The sequence below is a fragment of the Pedococcus ginsenosidimutans genome (genome assembly GCF_039544395.1).
Taxonomy (GTDB): Bacteria; Actinomycetota; Actinomycetes; order Actinomycetales; family Dermatophilaceae; genus Pedococcus; species Pedococcus ginsenosidimutans.
On record NZ_BAABLO010000011.1, the window covers coordinates 70,430 to 88,257 of the forward strand.

Genomic DNA, 17,828 nt, shown 5'->3' on the forward strand with positions numbered 1-17,828 from the left:
AACCCCCGCGGCACCCGCAGGCCACCGGCCGGCACGGCGCCGGGCCCGGCTCCACGCACCGCACCACCCCAGACCCCCATCGGGCGCATCCCCGTGCTGGACGTCCGGCCGATCGTCGACTGCGGCGCCCGCCCGGCGAAGTCCGTGGTCGACGAGCAGTTCACCGTGTCGGCGACGGTCTTCCGCGAGGGCCACGACGCCGTGAACGCCTCGGTCGTCCTCACCTCGCCCGACGGCATCGAGCACGTCTACCCCATGCACTGCACCAACCCGGGCCTCAACGCCTGGGAGGCCGTCGTCGAGGCGGACTCCCTGGGCTGGTGGACCTACCGCGTCGAGGGCTGGTCCGACCCGTACGGCACGTGGGAGCACGACGCCTCCATCAAGGTGGCCGCCGACATCGACGCCGAGCTCATGCTCGAGGAGGGGGCCCGCGTCCTCGAGCGCGCCCTCGCGGAGGTGCAGCGCCCCCAGCACGGGGCGGACCTGCTCCGCGACGCGGTGACGGCCCTGCGCGACACACGGCGGCCCCCGATGGCCCGGCTCCACGCCGCCACCGACCCGGCCGTCGTCGAGGAGCTCACCGCGCGCCCGCTGCGGGAGTGGGTGACCCCGTCCGCCGACCTGCCGCTGCTCGTCGAGCGCGAGCGCGCGCTGTACGGCGCGTGGTACGAGATCTTCCCCCGCTCCGAGGGCGCCGTGCAGGACCCCGAGACCGGCCACTGGAAGTCGGGCACGCTGCGCACCGCGGCCGAGCGGCTCCCCGCCATCGCGGGCATGGGGTTCGACGTCGTCTACCTCACGCCCATCCACCCGATCGGCACGACGGCGCGCAAGGGCCCCAACAACACCCTCGACGCAGGACCTGACGACCCCGGCAGCCCCTACGCCATCGGCTCTCCCGACGGCGGTCACGACGCCATCCACCCCGACCTCGGGACCTTCGACGACTTCGACGCGTTCGTGGCCCGGGCCGAGGAGCTCGGCCTCGAGGTCGCGATGGACATCGCCCTGCAGTGCTCGCCCGACCACCCCTACGTCGAGTCGCACCCAGAGTGGTTCACCACCCGCGCGGACGGCACCATCGCCTACGCCGAGAACCCGCCGAAGAAGTACCAGGACATCTACCCGCTCAACTTCGACAACGACCCGCAGGGCTCGTACGCCGAGATGCGCCGGATGATCCAGGTCTGGATCGACCACGGCGTCAAGATCTTCCGGGTCGACAACCCGCACACCAAGCCCGTCGAGTTCTGGCAGTGGATCATCGACGACGTCGCGCGCGACCACCCCGAGGTCATCTGGCTCGCAGAGGCGTTCACCAAGCCGGCGATGATGCACACGCTGGGCAAGGTCGGCTTCCAGCAGTCCTACACCTACTACGCCTGGCGCAACCAGAAGTGGGAGCTCACTGAGTACGTCGAGGAGCTCGCCGGCGACGCCGCCGCGTACATGCGTCCCTCGTTCTGGCCCACGACCCACGACATCCTCACGCCCTACATGCAGTTCGGCGGGCCGGCCGCCTGGAAGCTCAGGGCGGCCATCGCGGCCACGATCGTCCCCACCTACGGCATCTACGCCGGGTACGAGCTCATCGAGCACGTCGCCCGACCGGGGGTCGAGGAGCAGATCGACAACGAGAAGTACGAGTACAAGAACCGCCACTGGGAGGACTACGAGCCGGGCGGCCCCAAGGAAGGCCACTCGCTCGCCGGGTACCTCACGCGGCTCAACGAGATCCGCCGCGAGCACCCCGCCCTGCACTGGCTGCGCAACATCACGTTCCACCACGTCGACGACGAGAACATCATCGCGTTCTCCAAGCGCCGCGTGCTGCCCGACGGCACCGACGACACCGTCCTCGTCGTGGCCAACCTCGACCCCCACGCCACGCGGGAGTCGACGCTCCACCTCGACATGCCCGCCCTGGGCCTCGGCTACCAGGACGGCATCGCCGCGCAGGACCTCATCACCGGGGAGTCCTGGCAGTGGGGCGAGCACGTCTACGTCAGACTCGGGCCCGAGACCGAGCCCGTCCACGTCGTCGCGATCCGGAGGTTCTGATGCAGGGTCTCAACCTCAACCAGCCCGGCCTGAAGCACGACCCCGAGTGGTTCAAGACCGCCGTCTTCTACGAGGTGCTCGTCCGCGGGTTCGGCGACTCCAAGGGGTCGGGCTCGGGTGACTTCACCGGCCTCATCCAGCGCCTCGACTACCTCCAGTGGCTCGGGGTCGACTGCCTCTGGCTCCCGCCCTTCTACGCCTCCCCCCTGCGCGACGGCGGCTACGACATCGCCGACTACACCGCGGTGCTGCCGGAGTTCGGGACGCTGCCCGACTTCCAGGAGCTGGTCTCCCAGGCGCACGCCCGGGGCATCCGCGTGATCACCGACTTCGTGATGAACCACACCAGCGACCAGCACCCGTGGTTCCAGGCATCGCGCTCGGACCCCGAGGGGCCGTTCGGCGACTTCTACGTGTGGTCCGACACGGACGAGAAGTACTCCGACGCGCGCATCATCTTCATCGACACCGAGGTCTCCAACTGGACCTTCGACCCGGTGCGCCGGCAGTTCTTCTGGCACCGCTTCTTCTCCCACCAGCCCGACCTCAACTTCGAGAACCCGGCCGTGCACGAGGCGATGTTCGACGTCGTGCGGTTCTGGATGGACATGGGCATCGACGGGTTCCGGCTCGACGCGGTCCCCTACCTCTACGAGGAGGAGGGCCACAACGGCGAGAACCACCCCAAGACGCACCAGTTCCTCGCCAAGCTGCGGGCCATGGTCGACGCCGAGTACCCCGGGCGGATCCTGCTCGCCGAGGCCAACCAGCCACCGGCGGACGTCGTGGACTACTTCGGCACCGAGGAGGAGCCGGAGTGCCAGATGTGCTTCCACTTCCCGGTGATGCCGATGCTCTACTACTCGCTGCGCGAGGAGAAGGCGGCACCGATCGTCGACGTCCTCGCCGACACCCCGGCCAAGCCGGCCGGCACCCAGTGGGGCACGTTCCTGCGCAACCACGACGAGCTGACGCTCGAGATGGTGACGCCGGAGCAGCGCGCCGCGATGTACGGCTGGTACGCCCCGGACCCGCGCATGCGCGCCAACGTCGGCATCCGGCGACGGCTGGCCCCGCTACTGGACAACAGCCGGGCGGAGATCGAGCTCATCCACGCCCTCGTGCTGTCGCTGCCCGGCTCGCCGTGCCTCTACTACGGCGACGAGATCGGCATGGGCGACAACATCTGGCTCAACGACCGCGACGCCGTCCGCACGCCGATGCAGTGGTCTCCCGACCGCAACTCGGGGTTCTCCGCGGCCGACCCCGGCAAGCTCTACCTGCCGGTCATCTCCTCGCTCGTCTACCACTACAACAACGTCAACGTCGAGGCGCAGATGGCGCACAGCTCGTCGCTGCTGCACTGGCTCAAGGCGATGCTGGAGATCCGCAAGCGCCACCCCGTCTTCGGGCGTGGGGAGTTCGAGGTCTGCCCGTCGGACAACGACGCCGTGCTGTCGTTCATGCGCGTCGAGTGGGACCACGAGGACGGCGCCGACTCCGAGGCCGTGCTGTGCGTCAACAACCTCGCGAGCCGGCCGCAGGCCACGACGATCCGCGTGCCCGACGAGTTCAAGGGCGCGCAGCTCGCAGACCTGTTCGGGGGCAGCGGCTTCCCGAAGATCTCCGACGACGGCACGATCACGCTGACGCTGGGCTCACGCGACTTCTTCTGGCTGCGGCTCGTGCCGGGTGCCGCGCGTGGCTGAGATCCACACGACCGCCAGCGTCACGCCGTCCAAGCTCGAGCTGGTGGCGCCGTGGATGGCGCGCCAGCGCTGGTACGCCGCCAAGGGGCGGCAACCGGTGCTGCGCAAGCTGTGGTCGTGGCGCCTCGACGACCCCGCCGGCGAGGTGGGCATCGAGACCCTGCTGGTCGTCGACGAGGGTGGCGCGGAGCCCGTGGTCTACCAGGTCCCGCTCACCTACCGCGCCGCCCCGCTCGAGGGCCGCCAGCAGGCCCTCGTGGGCACGATGGAGCACAGCGTGCTCGGGCCCCGCTGGGTCTACGACGGCCCGCAGGACCCGGTCTACGCCGCGCAGCTCCTCGCGCTGGTCCTGGAGCAGGCGGTCCCCCAGGCGGGCAGCGAGTCCGACACCCCGGAGCCGGCCGTCGTGGCGCGGCGCCACCCCTCGTGGACGACGCAGACCACCCTGACGGGCTCTCGGGTGCTGTCCGGCGAGCAGTCCAACACGTCGGTCATCTTCGACTGCACCGACGAGGCAGGCGCAGCGAAACCGTTGATCTGCAAGGTGTTCCGCACCCTCCAGCCCGGCGACAACCCCGACGTCGTCGTGCAGGGCGCGCTCGCCGAGGCTGGTTCCCTGCGCGTCCCCGGCATGGTGGGCGCCGTCGCGGCGACCTGGCCGTCCGTCGACGGCGAGGGCTCGGACGCCGGGCACCTCGCGTTCGCGCAGGAGTTCTTCCCGGGCACGGAGGACGCCTGGCGGGTCGCGCTGCGCGCCATCGCCGCGGGCGAGGACTTCGACGAGCGGGCGCGCGAGCTCGGCGCCGCCACGGCCGAGGTGCACTCGCGCCTTGCCGAGGTCATGCCGACCGAACCCGTCACCCCCGCGCTCGTCGCCGCCATGGTCGCGAGCATGCGTGGCCGCTACGTCGCCGCCGCCGCCGAGGTGCCCGCCCTGGCCGAGCACGAGCAGCGCATCGCCGCCGTCTTCGACGCAGCCGTGCACGCACCCTGGCCGGCCCTGCAGCGCATCCACGGCGACTACCACCTCGGGCAGGTCCTGCAGGTCGAGGGCCGCGGCTGGGTGCTGCTGGACTTCGAGGGCGAGCCGCTGCGCCCGCTCTCCGAGCGCATCCGGCCCGACCTCGCGGTGCGCGACATCGCAGGGATGCTGCGGTCGTTCGACTACGCCGCCGGGTCCTGGGAGCAGTCCCACCCCAGCCACAGCGCCCGCGCCTGGGTGGAGTCCTCGCAGCGCGCGTTCCTGGACGGGTACGCCGCGGAGTCCGGCCGGGACCCGCGGCAGGACGCCGTCCTGCTCACCGCGTTCCAGCTCGACAAGGCTCTGTACGAAGTGGTCTACGAGGCGCGCAACCGGCCGACCTGGCTGACCATCCCCACCACTGCGGTGGTCCGTTTGCTTGACGATGCGAGGAAGGACCTTCCGTGAGCCCTTTCGGCAAGAAGGACAAGAAGACCAAGAAGTCCAAGGACGAGGCCACCCCGGTGGCGCCGCCGGCCGAGTCGGCGGCCGTCGAGCCCACGCCAGGGGTGCCGCCGGCCGAATCCGCGGCCGTCGAGCCCACTCCTGTGGCGGCAGCGGCCGAGTCGGCGGCCGTCGAGCCCACCCGGGCGCAGGAGCCAGCCGAGGAGCCGGAGCAGGCGCCCCACACCTCCGCGACCGAGTCCCTCGTCGAGAAGCCCGGTGGCACCCCGTCGGCACCGAAGGCCCCCGTCACCGAGCCCCCGGTCGACCGCACGCCCGAGCCAGTGCCCGTGCCCGCCACCCCTGCCGAGGCGATCCGCGCCCTCGCCGACGGGCGCCACCAGCAGCCGCACGACCTGCTGGGGCACCACCTCGAGCCGGCCGGTCTGCGCGTGCGTGCCCACAAGCCCTTCGCGTCCACGGTCGCCGTGCGGTTCGAGGACGGCACCCGGCTCGACCTGGCCCACGAGGCCGACGGCGTGTGGGGCGGCCTGCGCGAGGGAGAGACCCGCACCCAGGACTACCGCCTGCTCGTGAGCTACGCCGACGGCGTCGAGCACGAGATGGACGACCCCTACCGCTTCGCCCCCACCCTCGGGCCGGTCGACCTGCACCTGATCGGCGAAGGCCGGCACGAGCAGCTCTGGACCGTCCTCGGTGCCCACGTCCGCGAGTACACCGGGCCGCTCGGCACCGTGGTGGGCACGTCGTTCGCCGTCTGGGCGCCGCGGGCGCAGGCCGTGCACGTCACCGGCGACTTCAACGGCTGGGACGGCCGCAGCCACCCCATGCGCCTGCTGGGCGAGTCGGGTGTCTGGGAGCTGTTCGTGCCCGGCGTCGGCGACGGGACGATGTACAAGTACCTCGTCCGCGGCGCCGACGGGAAGGTGCGGGAGAAGGCCGACCCGATGGCCCAGGCCACCGAGGTGCCGCCCGCCACGGCGTCGTCCGTGGTCCAGTCGCGCTACGACTGGGGCGACGGCGAGTGGCTGGCCAGGCGGACGCAGAGCAACCACCAGGAGCAGCCGATGAGCATCTACGAGGTGCACCTCGGCTCGTGGCGACGCCACCACTCCTACCGCGACCTCGCCGAGCACCTCGTCAACTACGTCAAGGACCTCGGCTTCACCCACGTCGAGCTCATGCCGGTCATGGAGCACCCCTACCCGCCGTCCTGGGGCTACCACGTGACGAGCTACTACGCGCCGAGCGCGCGGTTCGGGCGGCCCGACGACTTCCGCCACCTCGTCGACCGGCTCCACCAGGCCGGCATCGGCGTCATCCTCGACTGGGTGCCGGGGCACTTCGCCACGGACCCCTGGGCCCTGGCGCAGTTCGACGGGCTGCCGCTCTACGAGCACCCGGACCCGCGCAAGGGCTGGCACCCCGAGTGGGGCTCCTACATCTTCGACTTCGGCCGCATGCAGGTGCGCAACTTCCTTGTCGCCAACGCGGTCTACTGGCTCGAGGAGTTCCACGTCGACGGGCTGCGGGTCGACGGCGTGGCGTCGATGCTCTACCTCGACTACGCCCGCAAGGACGGCGAGTGGGTGCCCAACGTCCACGGCGGCCACGAGAACCTCGAGGCGGTGGGCCTGCTCCAGGAGGCGAACGCCACCGCGTACAAGCGCGTCCCCGGCATCGTCATGATCGCCGAGGAGTCCACCTCCTGGCCGGGCGTGACCAAGCCGACCAGCGAGGGCGGGCTGGGCTTCGGCCTGAAGTGGAACATGGGCTGGATGAACGACTCCTTGAAGTACCTCAAGGAGGACCCGATCAACCGGCAGTACCACCACCACCTGCTGACGTTCTCGCTCATGTACGCCTTCAGCGAGAACTACCTGCTGCCGATCAGCCACGACGAGGTCGTCCACGGCAAGGGGTCGCTGCTGCGCAAGGCCCCCGGCAGCCGCTACGACCAGCTCGCCACCGTGCGCGCGTTCCTCGCCTACCTGTGGAGCCACCCCGGCAAGCAGCTGCTCTTCATGGGCAGCGAGTTCGCGCAGGAGGCCGAGTGGGCCGACGGCCGCGAGCTCGACTGGTGGCTGCTCGACCACGCCGCCCACTACCGGGTCCACAACCTGGTCAAGGAGCTCAACCGCGTCTACCGCGGCAACCCGGCCCTCTGGGCGCTGGACGCCGACCCGTCGGGCTTCGAGTGGCTGGACGCCGACGACAACGCCGGAAACACCTACTCCTACCTGCGTTTCGGTGAGCGCGACCGGCAGGGACCCGTCGTCGCCGTCGCCGTGAACTTCGGTGGGCTGGCCCGTGAGCCGCTGCGTCTCGGTGTGCCCCGGGGCGGTGACTGGAAGGTCGTGCTCGACACGAGTGGTTACGACGAGTTCGGGACGCCCAGCCAGGCCGATGTCGTCGTCACCGCCCAGGAGCACCCCCACCAGGGCCAGCCGTACTCGGTCGAGGTCAGGGTCGCGGCCCTGTCCGCCGTCTACGTCGCACCGGTCGAGGACGCCGCGGCTGACGGTGCTGCACGCCTCGGGGTGACCGCTGCGGGCGGTGCGGAGGACCGCACGGAGTGACCCACGTCTGGGGCTACCGCATCCCGTTGCTCGTGGTCCCCGTCGTGCTCGTGTACGCCGCGGTGGCGGCCTGGTGGGTGTGGCACGGCCGCGCCCGGCTCGCCGTCACCGTCGAGCGCGTCCTTCTCGGCGGGGCCGTGGTGTTCGCGACGGCGGTGACGATGTCGCCGCCGGGTGTCCGCGACCGCGGGGTCCTGTCGCCCGACCGCGGCTGCGCGATCCATCGCGTGTCGCTCGGCCTCACCGCCGTCGTCGCCGACGACCAGCGCATCCTCAACGTGCTGCTCCTCGTGCCGGTCGGCGTCTTCGCCGCGATGGTCGCCAGCCGCCTCCGTGGGGTCCGGGCGCTCCTCGTCGTGGCCGCCGGCGCGGCGTTGCCCCTGCTGTTCGAGACCGGTCAGCAGGTGTTCCGCGGGCTCGAGCGGTCCTGTGACACCACCGACCTCGCGGACAACCTGACCGGCTTCCTGCTGGGGCTGGTGGTCGCCAGCCTCCTCGTGGGACTGCGGTGGGCAGCGGGGCGCAACGCTGGCAGAGTGGCCCCATGAACGACCCGCGCGCAGGACAGCCCGCACAGCCGTCGGACCTCGTCGACGTGGCGCACCTCGTCACCGCCTACTACACGCAGGTCCCCGATCCCCACGACCTCGACCAGCAGGTCGTGTTCGGCACGTCGGGCCACCGCGGGTCGAGCCTGCGGACGGCGTTCAACGAGGCGCACATCCTCGCGACGACCCAGGCCATCTGCGACTACCGGGCGTCGCAGGGCTACGACGGGCCGCTGTTCGTCGGGCGCGACACCCATGCGCTGTCCGAGCCCGCGTGGGCCTCCGCGCTCGAGGTACTCGTCGCCAACGACGTGATCGTCCTCGTCGACGACCGCGACGGCTACACGCCAACCCCGGCCGTGAGCCACGCCATCATCCGGGCCAACGAGGGGCGCACCACGGGGTCGGCCCTCGCCGACGGCATCGTGGTGACCCCGTCCCACAACCCGCCCTACGACGGCGGCTTCAAGTACAACCCGCCGCACGGCGGCCCCGCCGACTCCGACGCCACCAAGGTGATCGCCGCGCGAGCCAACGAGCTCATCGCCGCCGGCCTCGACGGCGTACGGCGCGTGCCCTTCAGCCGCGCCCGCAGCCACGCCCAGCCGTACGACTTCCTGGGCACCTACGTCGACGACCTGCCCGGCGTCGTCGACCTCGCCCGCATCAAGGAGGCCGGTGTGCGCATCGGTGCCGACCCCCTCGGTGGCGCCTCCGTCGCCTACTGGGCCGAGATCGCCGACCGGCACGGCATCGACCTCACCGTGGTCAACCCGCTGGTCGACCCCACCTGGCGCTTCATGACGCTGGACTGGGACGGCAAGATCCGCATGGACTGCTCCTCCCCCTCCGCCATGGCGTCCCTCATCGCCCGCAAGGACGAGTACGACATCGCGACCGGCAACGACGCCGACTCCGACCGCCACGGCATCGTCACCCCCGACGCCGGCCTGATGAACCCCAACCACTTCCTCGCCGTGGCGATCCAGTACCTCTTCGGCGGTGCGCGGCCGGACTGGCCGCAGGGTGCTGCGATCGGCAAGACGCTGGTGTCGTCGTCGATGATCGACCGCGTCGCCGCGGACCTCGGGGCCAAGCTCGTCGAGGTCCCCGTCGGGTTCAAGTGGTTCGTCCCGGGCCTCATCGACGGCAGCTTCGGGTTCGGCGGCGAGGAGTCGGCCGGGGCGTCGTTCCTGCGCCGCGACGGGGCCGCGTGGACGACCGACAAGGACGGCATCATCCTGGCGCTGCTGGCCTCGGAGATCCTCGCGGCGACGGGGAGGACCCCGAGCCAGCACTACGCCGACCTCACCTCGCGCCACGGCGACCCCGCGTACGCGCGGATCGACGCGGCTGCCGACCGCGAGCAGAAGGTCAAGCTCGCCGCCCTGTCCCCCGAGGACGTGAGCGCCGACTCCCTCGCGGGCGAAGCGATCACGTCGAAGCTGACGAAGGCCCCGGGCAACGACGCGGCCATCGGCGGCCTCAAGGTCACGACCGAGAGCGCCTGGTTCGCCGCCCGGCCGTCGGGGACCGAGGACGTCTACAAGATCTACGCCGAGTCCTTCAAGGGGCCCGAGCACCTCGCCCAGGTGCAGGCCGAGGCCAAGGAGGTCGTCGACGCCGCCCTGCGCGGCTGAGGCCCGTCACTGAGCCGGGCGGAACCCTGGGTTCGCTGTGAGCGGACGGCGGCGAGGAACAAGTCGGGCACGAAACGGTGTTGACCACGACATGACGCCCACGAACACCCCACGCCAGCCCGGGCCTCGCACCTTCCCGCGTACGAGCAACACCGGTCCCAACCTCGCGACCCTCGACCGCGTCCGTGGCCTGCGCCGTCCCCGGCTCATGCAGCCGGAGGCACGCCGCCACCAGGTCGAGCAGGAGTGCCGGGCCTGCTGAGGCCCCGACACCCCTGTCGTCTGACGGGCTCCGCCACCTCGGCGGGGCCCGTCAGTCGCGTCCGGGGGCGTCAGTGGCGTCCGGGGTCGTTGCTCAGTCGGTCAGCGCCGGGGCCGGCCCGCCCACGACGGCCTCGTCGGCGGCCGAGCGCCCGGGCCCGAGCCGGGAGGTCTCGTCGGAGACCCACAGCCGGGTGAGTCCCCCGAAGTGGCCCTCGAAGGAGTCCCACTCGCGCTGCGGGTAGGTCGCGCGGATCGTGTCGGTCAGCAGCGAGCGGAAGTCGTCGGAGTCGACCCACTCCAGCACCATCTCGTCGAGGTGCGGAAGCGCGGCGTCGCAGAACTCGCGGTAGCGCTCGGTCTCGAAGTGGTCGTCCGCGAGCCGCTGGTACGCCGCGAGCTTGGCCTGGTAGTCGAGGCCCTCGTTGTCGGCGACCTCGAACCACGGTCCCGTGTCGACCTGGGTGCGCGCCTTGCGGCCGGTGGCGACGCAGAACACCGACCACTTGAGCAGCGCCTTCATCGCCCACGGGAAGTAGTAGTGCAGCGAGGTCACGGCGACGTCCGGGCAGGCGTTGGCGTAGTCGATCGGGTAGACCACACCGTCCTTGACCAGCATCTCGCAGGAGTTGAACTCCCAACGGAAGAACGCGTTGACCGTCTGGGCGATGGTGACCGCCTCGGTGCCGACGGCGTCGGACAGGAAGCCGTGCTCCACGGCGTACCGGTTGTGCATGGGCTCGTCGGGCCGGAACTTCATGACCATGCTCTCGGGCCCGATCGTCAGGGCCCGGGCGAAGACCTCGAAACCGTCGACGGCCTTCTGCAGGTGCATGAGCATCTCGCCGGAGTCGTCGTAGGCGGTGTGGAGCGCAGCACGGTCCTTGATCATCGAGACCCCGCGCCACGCGCCGCCGTCGAACGGCTTCATGAACATCGGGTAGCCGAGCTCGTCGGCGATCCGGTCGAGGTCGAAGGCCTTGTTGTACTTCTCCGACGTGTAGGCCCAGCGGACGTTGTCGATGGGGTTCTTGTAGGGCACGAGGACCGTTTCGGGGACGTTCATGCCCAGGCGCAGCAACGCGCAGTACGCCGAGTGCTTCTCCATCGACTGGAACGTGAACGGGCTGTTGAGCAGGTAGACGTCGTCCATGAGGGCGACCTTCTTGAGCCACTCACGCGGGTGGTAGTACCAGTGCGCCAGCCGGTCGATGACGAGGTCGTGGCGGGGTTTGTCGCGCAGGTTGAACGGCTCGATGGTCACGCGCTCGGTCGACACGCGGTGCTCCGTGCCGGCCGGGTCGGTGACGACGCCCATGCGCTGGGCCAGGGTCTCGAACGCGCGGGGCCAGTCGCCCTCCGCCCCGAGGAGCAGACCGATGAGGTGTTCCTGGGATTTCGCCATGCAGCCCATCCTGTCGGCTGCGACGTGACCCCGAAAGTGGAAAACGGCTCGGGTCCGGCTCCGGTACGGCTCCGGTACGGCTCAGGGACGCGTCAGAAGAGGGCGCTCATGAGGGCCGTGCGGGCCTTGCGGACGCGCTCGTCGTGGGCACCGACGACCGCGAACAGCTGCACGAGGTGGACCCGCGCCTGCTCGCGCTCGTCACCGCTGGTGGCGCGCACGAGGTCGATGAGCCGCAGGAAGGCATCCTCGACGTGGCCGCCGAGGACGTCGAGGTCGGCCACGAGCGTCTGCGCGGCGACGTCCGTGGGACGGTCGGCAGCGGCCGCCCGCGCGGCCTGCAGGTCGGCACCCTCGGTGCGCTGCATCAGCCCGACCTGCGCCAGGCCCAGCTCGGCGTCGGCGTCCGCGGGGTTCTCCTTGAGCGCCTTGGTGTACGCCGCGTGCGCACCGGCGAGGTCGCCCCGTTCGATCGCGTCGTAGGCCTCCTGGTGCAGGGGAGGCAGGGGCGGCTCGACGACCTCGTCGTCGACCTGCGCACCGTCGTCGGTGAGCTGGACACGTCCGGTGACGCCCTGCTGCACCGCCAGGCCGAGGAACTCCTCGAGGACGGGCCGGACGGCCTCGGCCGGCTGGACGCCGGCGAACATCGGGACCGGCTGGCCCTGGATGAGGCCGAGGGTGACGGGGACGCTCTGGATCTGGAACGCCCGCAGCAGGGCGGGGTTCTGCTCGACGTCGACGCTGACGACCTGCAGGCGCCCGTCGAGGGCGCGCGCCAGGCCGACGACCGTGTCGAGGTAGTCGCGCGACTCGGGCACCTGCGCGGCCCACAGCACGAGCAGCAGGGGCACCCCGACCGAGGCGTTGGCCACCTCGGTGAAGTTGGCGTCGGTTCCCTCGACCACGAGACCGGTGCGGCCGGCGACGCCGTCCGCCGCCCCCGTACCGGCACCTGCGCGGCCCTGCCCACCCGGTCCGGCCGCCGCCGCGCCCCCGGTGCCACCCGGACGGGCCTGGGCCGATCCGGTGGGCTGGCCCTGCAGGCCGGTGAGGTCGACGGCCCCGCGCAGGCCCCCTGCGGTGAACGGCTGATCAGTCATGGGGACGATTCTTCCTCACGGGCGCAGCGGCCGCCCAGGCACCCTTGCGCCACCGGTCGGGTACGGCGGTACCAGCCGCGTGTGCCCGTACCGGTCGGGTGCGGCCGTGCCGGTCGGGTGCGGCCGGGCCGCCCGGGTGTGGCCGGGCCGCCCGCTGCTGGTCAGGAGCCCTTGGCGGAGAACAGCACCTCGTCGGCGCCCACGACGCTCGCCCTGCCGTCGGCCGGCACGGTGAACGCGACGGTCTCGTAGCTGCGCAGCACCGCGTTCCTGGACAGCGTCTTCTTGCCCACGAGGCGCTGGAACTCGGTGCTCGGCGTCAGGGACTTGCCGCCGGGCTTGAGGCTGATGGTGTCGGTGCGCTCGAGCAGGGCGAAGACGAGGGCGCCGCCACCCTTGAGGGCCAACGAGACCGTCTGGACGGGGTGCACCGTGTGCTTCTGCTGGAGGGTGGCCAGCTTGCCGAACGCCTTGGCCTGCGCGGCGGCGTTGGCACGCACCGCCGTCGAGAACGGGTCGTTGGTGGCGACGGCCTTCGCGGGCGTGGGTTTGGGGTAGGCCAGGCTCGCGGCGTACTCGGTGAGGAGCTCGTCGGGCTGCACCGCCAGCTTCGTCGCGTCGGTGACCCGCGGGGAACCCTCGTCGAGCGGGTCGAGGGCGGCGACCTCGGTGCCGGGCTGCATGGTCACCGACGAGGAGAGCCGGAAGGGCGTCGCGGCGTCGGGTGAGGTCAGCAGGTTGAGCACCGGCGCCCCGTCGGGGTTGGTCGACTGGACGAGGATGAGCCGAGGCCATGCGGTGCCACGGGAGACGGCCAGGACCTTGGGCGGGTCGGTGCGGGTCAACGGGGCGGTCGTGCCGGGCCGCCTGGCCGTGGACCCCAGCTTGGCCGCGGCGTCGGCGACGGCGAGCGCGGAGCCGGTGAGCGACGCCGTACGCAGCTTCTGGGCCTCGGCGGCCGGGGCGGCCTCGGCTGCCGCGGCCTGGGTGAGGACGCGCTCGGCGACCTTCTGCGCGGCGTCGCGCCCGATGGGGGCCGTGGTGGTCACCTGGGCGGGGGCGTCGCCCACGCCGACGATGGAGGCACCGGCCCCGCAGCCGGCGAGGGCCAGGGCCAGGGCGCCGGCGACGACGTAGCGGGCGGGTGAGCTCATGAGGGCACCTCCTCGGTGGGTCGGGCGCCGTCGGCCCGGTCAGGGCCTCCTTCGGCCTCCTCCACCGCCACGGGGTGACGGCGCTGCTGCCACAGCCCGGCTGCTCCGGCGGCGGTCGCGAGCAGCCCCACGAGCGACACCAGCAGGGCCTGGAAGAACCAGGTGCGCCGCTCGATGGTCACGGTGACCGAGGCGAGGTCGGCTGCCTGCCCGTCGGCCGTGGCGACGACGACGGCCTCCGGCGCATCCTGCGGGCGCACCTGGACGCGGGCGCTGCCCTTGCCGGTGACGGTGCCGTGCCAGATGTCGGCGCCGGCCAGCGCGGGGGCGGGGCCGGCCCCGGACCGCGACTGGTCGAGCGACCAGGAGCGCACGCGCGCGCCGGTCACGGAGGTGACGTCGGCACCCCCCACGACCGCGGTGGCGTCGGAAGGGGTGGCGCGGCCGATGAACACCGGGGCCCCGCTGCGGGTGACGGCGGTGACGGTGGTCGGGCGGTCCACGCGGTTGAGCACGGAGGGTTCGAGCACGACGACGGTGCCTCGCGGCGGCGTCGTCGTGAAGGTCGCGCTGCCGGAGGGTCCGAGGTGGAAGGTGAACCAGGACCCGACGGCAAGGAGCACGAGCCCGATCACGGTCAGCGCAGCCAGGAGGATGCGGGTGGCCAAGGTCGGCACAGCAGGATTCCTTACGTGGGCGGGCCGGCACAGGAGTCCTCCCCGCACCGGCATTCCCTCCACCATGACGCAGCCCCACCTGCCTCCACAAATCCTCGGCGACATTTCCACCTCGAGGTCAACCGGCCTCCCCGGTGGCATGATCGCCGTTGATGACCACCCGAGCCGGGCACAGCCGCCACCGCCGCCCAGGACGTCCCCGTGAGGAGGCGACCGAGCAGGCGATCACCCTCGCCGCACGCCAGGTCCTCGCAGACCGGGGCGTCGCGCGGATGTCCATGGAGCACGTCGCGGCCCGGGCAGGGGTGGCCAAGAGCACGCTCTACCGCCGGTGGCCGAGCAAGGTGGAGCTCGCCGTCCACGCGGTGGCGGCGGTCTTCGACGAGATCGAGGTCGGCGACCACGGCTCGCTGGCTGCCGACATGCGCGCGGGGGTGGACGAGGCCGCTCGCCTGCTGCGCGACCCTTCGACCGGTGGTGCGTACGCCGCGCTGCTCGCCGAGTCGGCCCGCGACCCGGAGGGTGTGGGGGTCGCGGTGCGGGGGTCGCTGTCGACGCGGCTGCACGCCCTCGTGGCGACGTCGGTCGAGCGGGCCATCGGGCGCGGGGAGATCACGCCGGAGATGGTCGACGTCGACCTGCTCGCCGATGTCGTCGTGGGCTCGGTGATGCACCGGGCCCTCGCCACCGGTGTGCCCGACGAGGCGTTCGTCGACGGCCTGATCGAGCTGCTCGCCGACGTGGCGTACGCCCGTCTCAGCCGAGCGGCCCGCAACGCCGGCACGTAGCCGGGCTGCGGGCCGCGAGGCTTGCGGGCCCCGAGGGGGCCGGGCGCCTAGAAGCGCGCGGGCTCGCGGTAGACGCCCCACTCATCGCGAAGCGCGTCACAGATCTCGCCCAGCGTCGCCTCGGCGCGCACCGCGTCGAGCATCGCCGGCACCATGTTGTCCTCGGTGCGAGCCACCTCCACCAGGTGGGCGACCGCGGCCCGCACGGCGTCCTCGTCGCGAGCCGCCTTGCGCTCGGCCAGCGCGGCGACCTGCTCGCGCTCGACCTCGTGGCTGACGCGCAGGATCTCAAGCTCGTGGGTCACCGACGCGGTGTGGCAGTTGACGCCGACGACCTTCTTGTCGCCCTTCTCCAGCGCCACCTGGTACTGGAAGGCGGCCTCCGCGATCTCGGACATGAACCAGCCGTCCTCGATGCCGCGCAGGATGCCGGACGTCATGGGGCCGACCTCGTGGTCCACCCCGCCCTCGGCGTTGCGGCCCTTGCCGAGCTCGCCCATGGCCTTGATCTTGTCGAAGATCGCCTCGGCCTCGGCCTCGATCTTGTCGGTGAGGGCCTCGACGTACCAGCTGCCGCCGAGCGGGTCGGCGACGTTGACGACACCGGTCTCCTCCATGATCACCTGCTGCGTGCGCAGGGCGATCTCCGCCGCCTGCTCGCTCGGCAGGGCCAGGGTCTCGTCGAGGGCGTTGGTGTGGAGGCTGTTGGTGCCGCCCAGCACCGCGGCGAGCGCCTCGACGGCGGTGCGCACGACGTTGTTGTAGGGCTGCTGCGCGGTCAGGCTCACCCCAGCGGTCTGGGTGTGGAACCGCATCCACTGCGCCTTGTCGGTCTTCGCGCCGTACACGTCGCGCAGCCAGCGCGCCCAGATGCGCCGGGCGGCGCGGAACTTGGCGATCTCCTCGAAGAAGTCGAGGTGGCTGTCGAAGAAGAACGACAGCCCCGGGGCGAACTTCTCGATGTCGAGGCCCCGTGAGAGGCCCAGCTCGACGTAGCCGAAGCCGTCGGCGAGCGTGTAGGCGAGCTCCTGCGCGGCCGTCGAGCCGGCCTCGCGGATGTGGTAGCCGGAGACCGACAGCGGCTTGTAGTTGGGGATGTTCTCGGCGCAGTACTCCATGAGGTCGCCGATGAGGCGCAGGTGCGGCTCGGGGCCGAACAGCCATTCCTTCTGGGCGATGTACTCCTTGAAGATGTCGGTCTGCAGCGTGCCGTTGAGCACCCCCAGGTCGACGCCCTGGCGCTCGGCGGCCACGAGGTACATGCAGAACACCGGGACGGCCGGGCCGCTGATCGTCATGGAGGTGGTGATCTGCTCCAGCGGCAGGTCGCCGAACAGCACCTCCATGTCGGCGGCCGAGTCGATGGCGACACCGCAGTGGCCGACCTCGCCGAGGCTCATCGGGTCGTCGGAGTCACGGCCCATGAGCGTCGGCATGTCGAACGCGACGGACAGGCCGCCACCCCCGCGCTCGAGGATCATCTTGTAGCGCTCGTTGGTCTGGACCGCGTTGCCGAAGCCGGCGAACTGGCGGATGGTCCAGGTGCGGCCGCGGTACCCGGTGGGGTACAGACCGCGCGTGAACGGGAACTCGCCGGGCCAGCCGATGCGCTCGGGCACCTCGCTGCCGTCGGCCGGTCCGTAGGCCGGCTCGACCTCCATGCCGGAGAGGGTGGTGAAGTCGGCGTCGCGCACCTGCCCCTTCGCCTGCGCGGCGTCGTAGCGGGCCTGCCAGCGGGCGGCACCGGACTGCTCGGGAGTGGTCTGCGTCATACCGGCAATTTACTAGGACGTCCTAGTACCTGTCCAAGCAGCAGCCGCGGCCGTCACGCCGGCGCGCCCTCAACCCCGAGCTGCGCCCCCGCCCTCCCCAGGGTTTGGGCGCCGGAGCGCGCGTGTCCGCGAGCGCTCCGGCACCCAAAGCTGGACGCGCGAGCGCGAGCGAGGCGGGCGTCAGCCGTCGAAGTCGTGGGCCCCGACGCGGACCTTGCGCAGCAGGGCGAACAGCTGCTCGTGCTCGGCGGCGGTCAGCATGCCGAGCCCGAACCGCGCCTGCACCAGGTCTGCGGTGGCGGCCTCCATGGCGTCGCGGCCGGCGGGGGTGATGACCGCCAGCGTCCCGCGCCCGTCGTCGGGGTTGGGGACCCGCTCCACGAAACCCTGGGCGTGCAGCCGCTGGATGATGTTGGTGGCGCTGGTGGGGTGGACCATGAGCCGCTGTCCGATCTTGCTCATCCCGAGGCGTCCGTCACGGCTGAACGCGAGCAGCACCAGCGCCTCGTACCGCGCGAAGCTGAGCCCGTGGCGGCCGACGATCGCGTCGTAGTCGGTGATGAGCAGCTGCTGCACGCGCATGACCGAGGTCGCGCTGGCCATGGCCAGCGGCTGCGAGGAACGTCCCCAGCGCTGGGTCCAGAGCTGGGCCGCCCGCGTGATCGGGTCGAACGGCAGGCGGATGGGCTTCGGCACGCGAGC

The 17,828-nt window shown here is 71.6% G+C and carries 12 protein-coding genes and 1 pseudogene; 7 read left to right on the plus strand and 6 right to left on the minus strand.

The annotated features are described in order from the left end of the window. The first annotated feature begins 93 nt into the window (after positions 1-93). The 6 genes and pseudogenes from ABEA42_RS11370 to ABEA42_RS11400 all read left to right on the plus strand — a co-directional run bounded on the left by ABEA42_RS11370 (position 94) and on the right by ABEA42_RS11400 (position 10,228). Entirely contained in the window at positions 94-2,064 is a 1,971-nt protein-coding gene (locus ABEA42_RS11370) for an alpha-1,4-glucan--maltose-1-phosphate maltosyltransferase (RefSeq protein ID WP_345504448.1), read from the plus strand. Beyond that, entirely contained in the window at positions 2,064-3,773 is a 1,710-nt protein-coding gene (gene treS, locus ABEA42_RS11375; RefSeq protein ID WP_345503387.1) for a maltose alpha-D-glucosyltransferase, read from the plus strand. The genes ABEA42_RS11370 and treS overlap by 1 nt, the downstream gene beginning before the upstream one ends. Next, positions 3,766-7,778: pseudogene (gene glgB, locus ABEA42_RS18525) on the plus strand (1,4-alpha-glucan branching protein GlgB). The gene treS and the pseudogene glgB overlap by 8 nt, the downstream one beginning before the upstream one ends. Then, on the plus strand, positions 7,775-8,326 hold the full coding sequence (locus tag ABEA42_RS11390) for a VanZ family protein (protein ID WP_345503391.1): 552 nt from the start codon (positions 7,775-7,777) through the stop codon (positions 8,324-8,326). Before glgB ends, ABEA42_RS11390 begins: the two are co-directional and overlap by 4 nt. Continuing rightward, positions 8,323-9,966 carry a phosphoglucomutase (alpha-D-glucose-1,6-bisphosphate-dependent) gene (gene pgm / locus ABEA42_RS11395; protein ID WP_345503393.1) on the plus strand — a complete coding sequence of 548 codons (1,644 nt, stop codon included), beginning with the start codon at positions 8,323-8,325 and terminating at the stop codon, positions 9,964-9,966. The genes ABEA42_RS11390 and pgm overlap by 4 nt, the downstream gene beginning before the upstream one ends. Positions 9,967-10,057: 91 nt before the next feature. Then, entirely contained in the window at positions 10,058-10,228 is a 171-nt protein-coding gene (locus ABEA42_RS11400; RefSeq protein ID WP_345503394.1) for a hypothetical protein, read from the plus strand. 93 nt (positions 10,229-10,321) lie between these two features. On the opposite strand, the gene ABEA42_RS11405 is transcribed toward ABEA42_RS11400, so the two are convergent. The 4 genes from ABEA42_RS11405 to ABEA42_RS11420 all read right to left on the minus strand — a co-directional run bounded on the left by ABEA42_RS11405 (position 10,322) and on the right by ABEA42_RS11420 (position 14,566). After that, the gene (locus ABEA42_RS11405) at positions 10,322-11,632 is read right to left on the minus strand and encodes an ATP-grasp domain-containing protein (protein ID WP_345503395.1); all 1,311 of its coding nucleotides are present in this window, start codon (positions 11,630-11,632) and stop codon (positions 10,322-10,324) included. 92 nt (positions 11,633-11,724) lie between these two features. Next, a complete protein-coding gene (locus tag ABEA42_RS11410) occupies positions 11,725-12,735 on the minus strand; it encodes a tetratricopeptide repeat protein (protein ID WP_345503397.1) in 1,011 nt (336 codons plus the stop codon). Between the two features lie 161 nt (positions 12,736-12,896). Further along, a complete protein-coding gene (locus ABEA42_RS11415; protein WP_345503398.1) occupies positions 12,897-13,889 on the minus strand; it encodes a hypothetical protein in 993 nt (330 codons plus the stop codon). Continuing rightward, positions 13,886-14,566 (minus strand): hypothetical protein, encoded by a 681-nt coding sequence (locus ABEA42_RS11420; RefSeq protein ID WP_345503400.1) that lies wholly within the window; start codon positions 14,564-14,566, stop codon positions 13,886-13,888. The genes ABEA42_RS11415 and ABEA42_RS11420 overlap by 4 nt, the downstream gene beginning before the upstream one ends. A gap of 152 nt (positions 14,567-14,718) precedes the next feature. Here ABEA42_RS11420 and ABEA42_RS11425 point away from each other — a divergent pair, with 152 nt between their 5' ends. Next, positions 14,719-15,354, plus strand: coding sequence for a TetR/AcrR family transcriptional regulator (locus ABEA42_RS11425; RefSeq protein WP_345503402.1), 636 nt, complete (start codon positions 14,719-14,721; stop codon positions 15,352-15,354). A gap of 47 nt (positions 15,355-15,401) precedes the next feature. Here ABEA42_RS11425 and ABEA42_RS11430 read toward each other — a convergent pair whose 3' ends face one another. Further along, a complete protein-coding gene (locus ABEA42_RS11430) occupies positions 15,402-17,126 on the minus strand; it encodes an acyl-CoA mutase large subunit family protein (RefSeq protein ID WP_345503404.1) in 1,725 nt (574 codons plus the stop codon). Positions 17,127-17,306: 180 nt separating this feature from the next. Then, on the minus strand, positions 17,307-17,822 hold the full coding sequence (locus tag ABEA42_RS11435; RefSeq protein WP_345503406.1) for a MarR family winged helix-turn-helix transcriptional regulator: 516 nt from the start codon (positions 17,820-17,822) through the stop codon (positions 17,307-17,309). Positions 17,823-17,828: the final 6 nt, after the last annotated feature.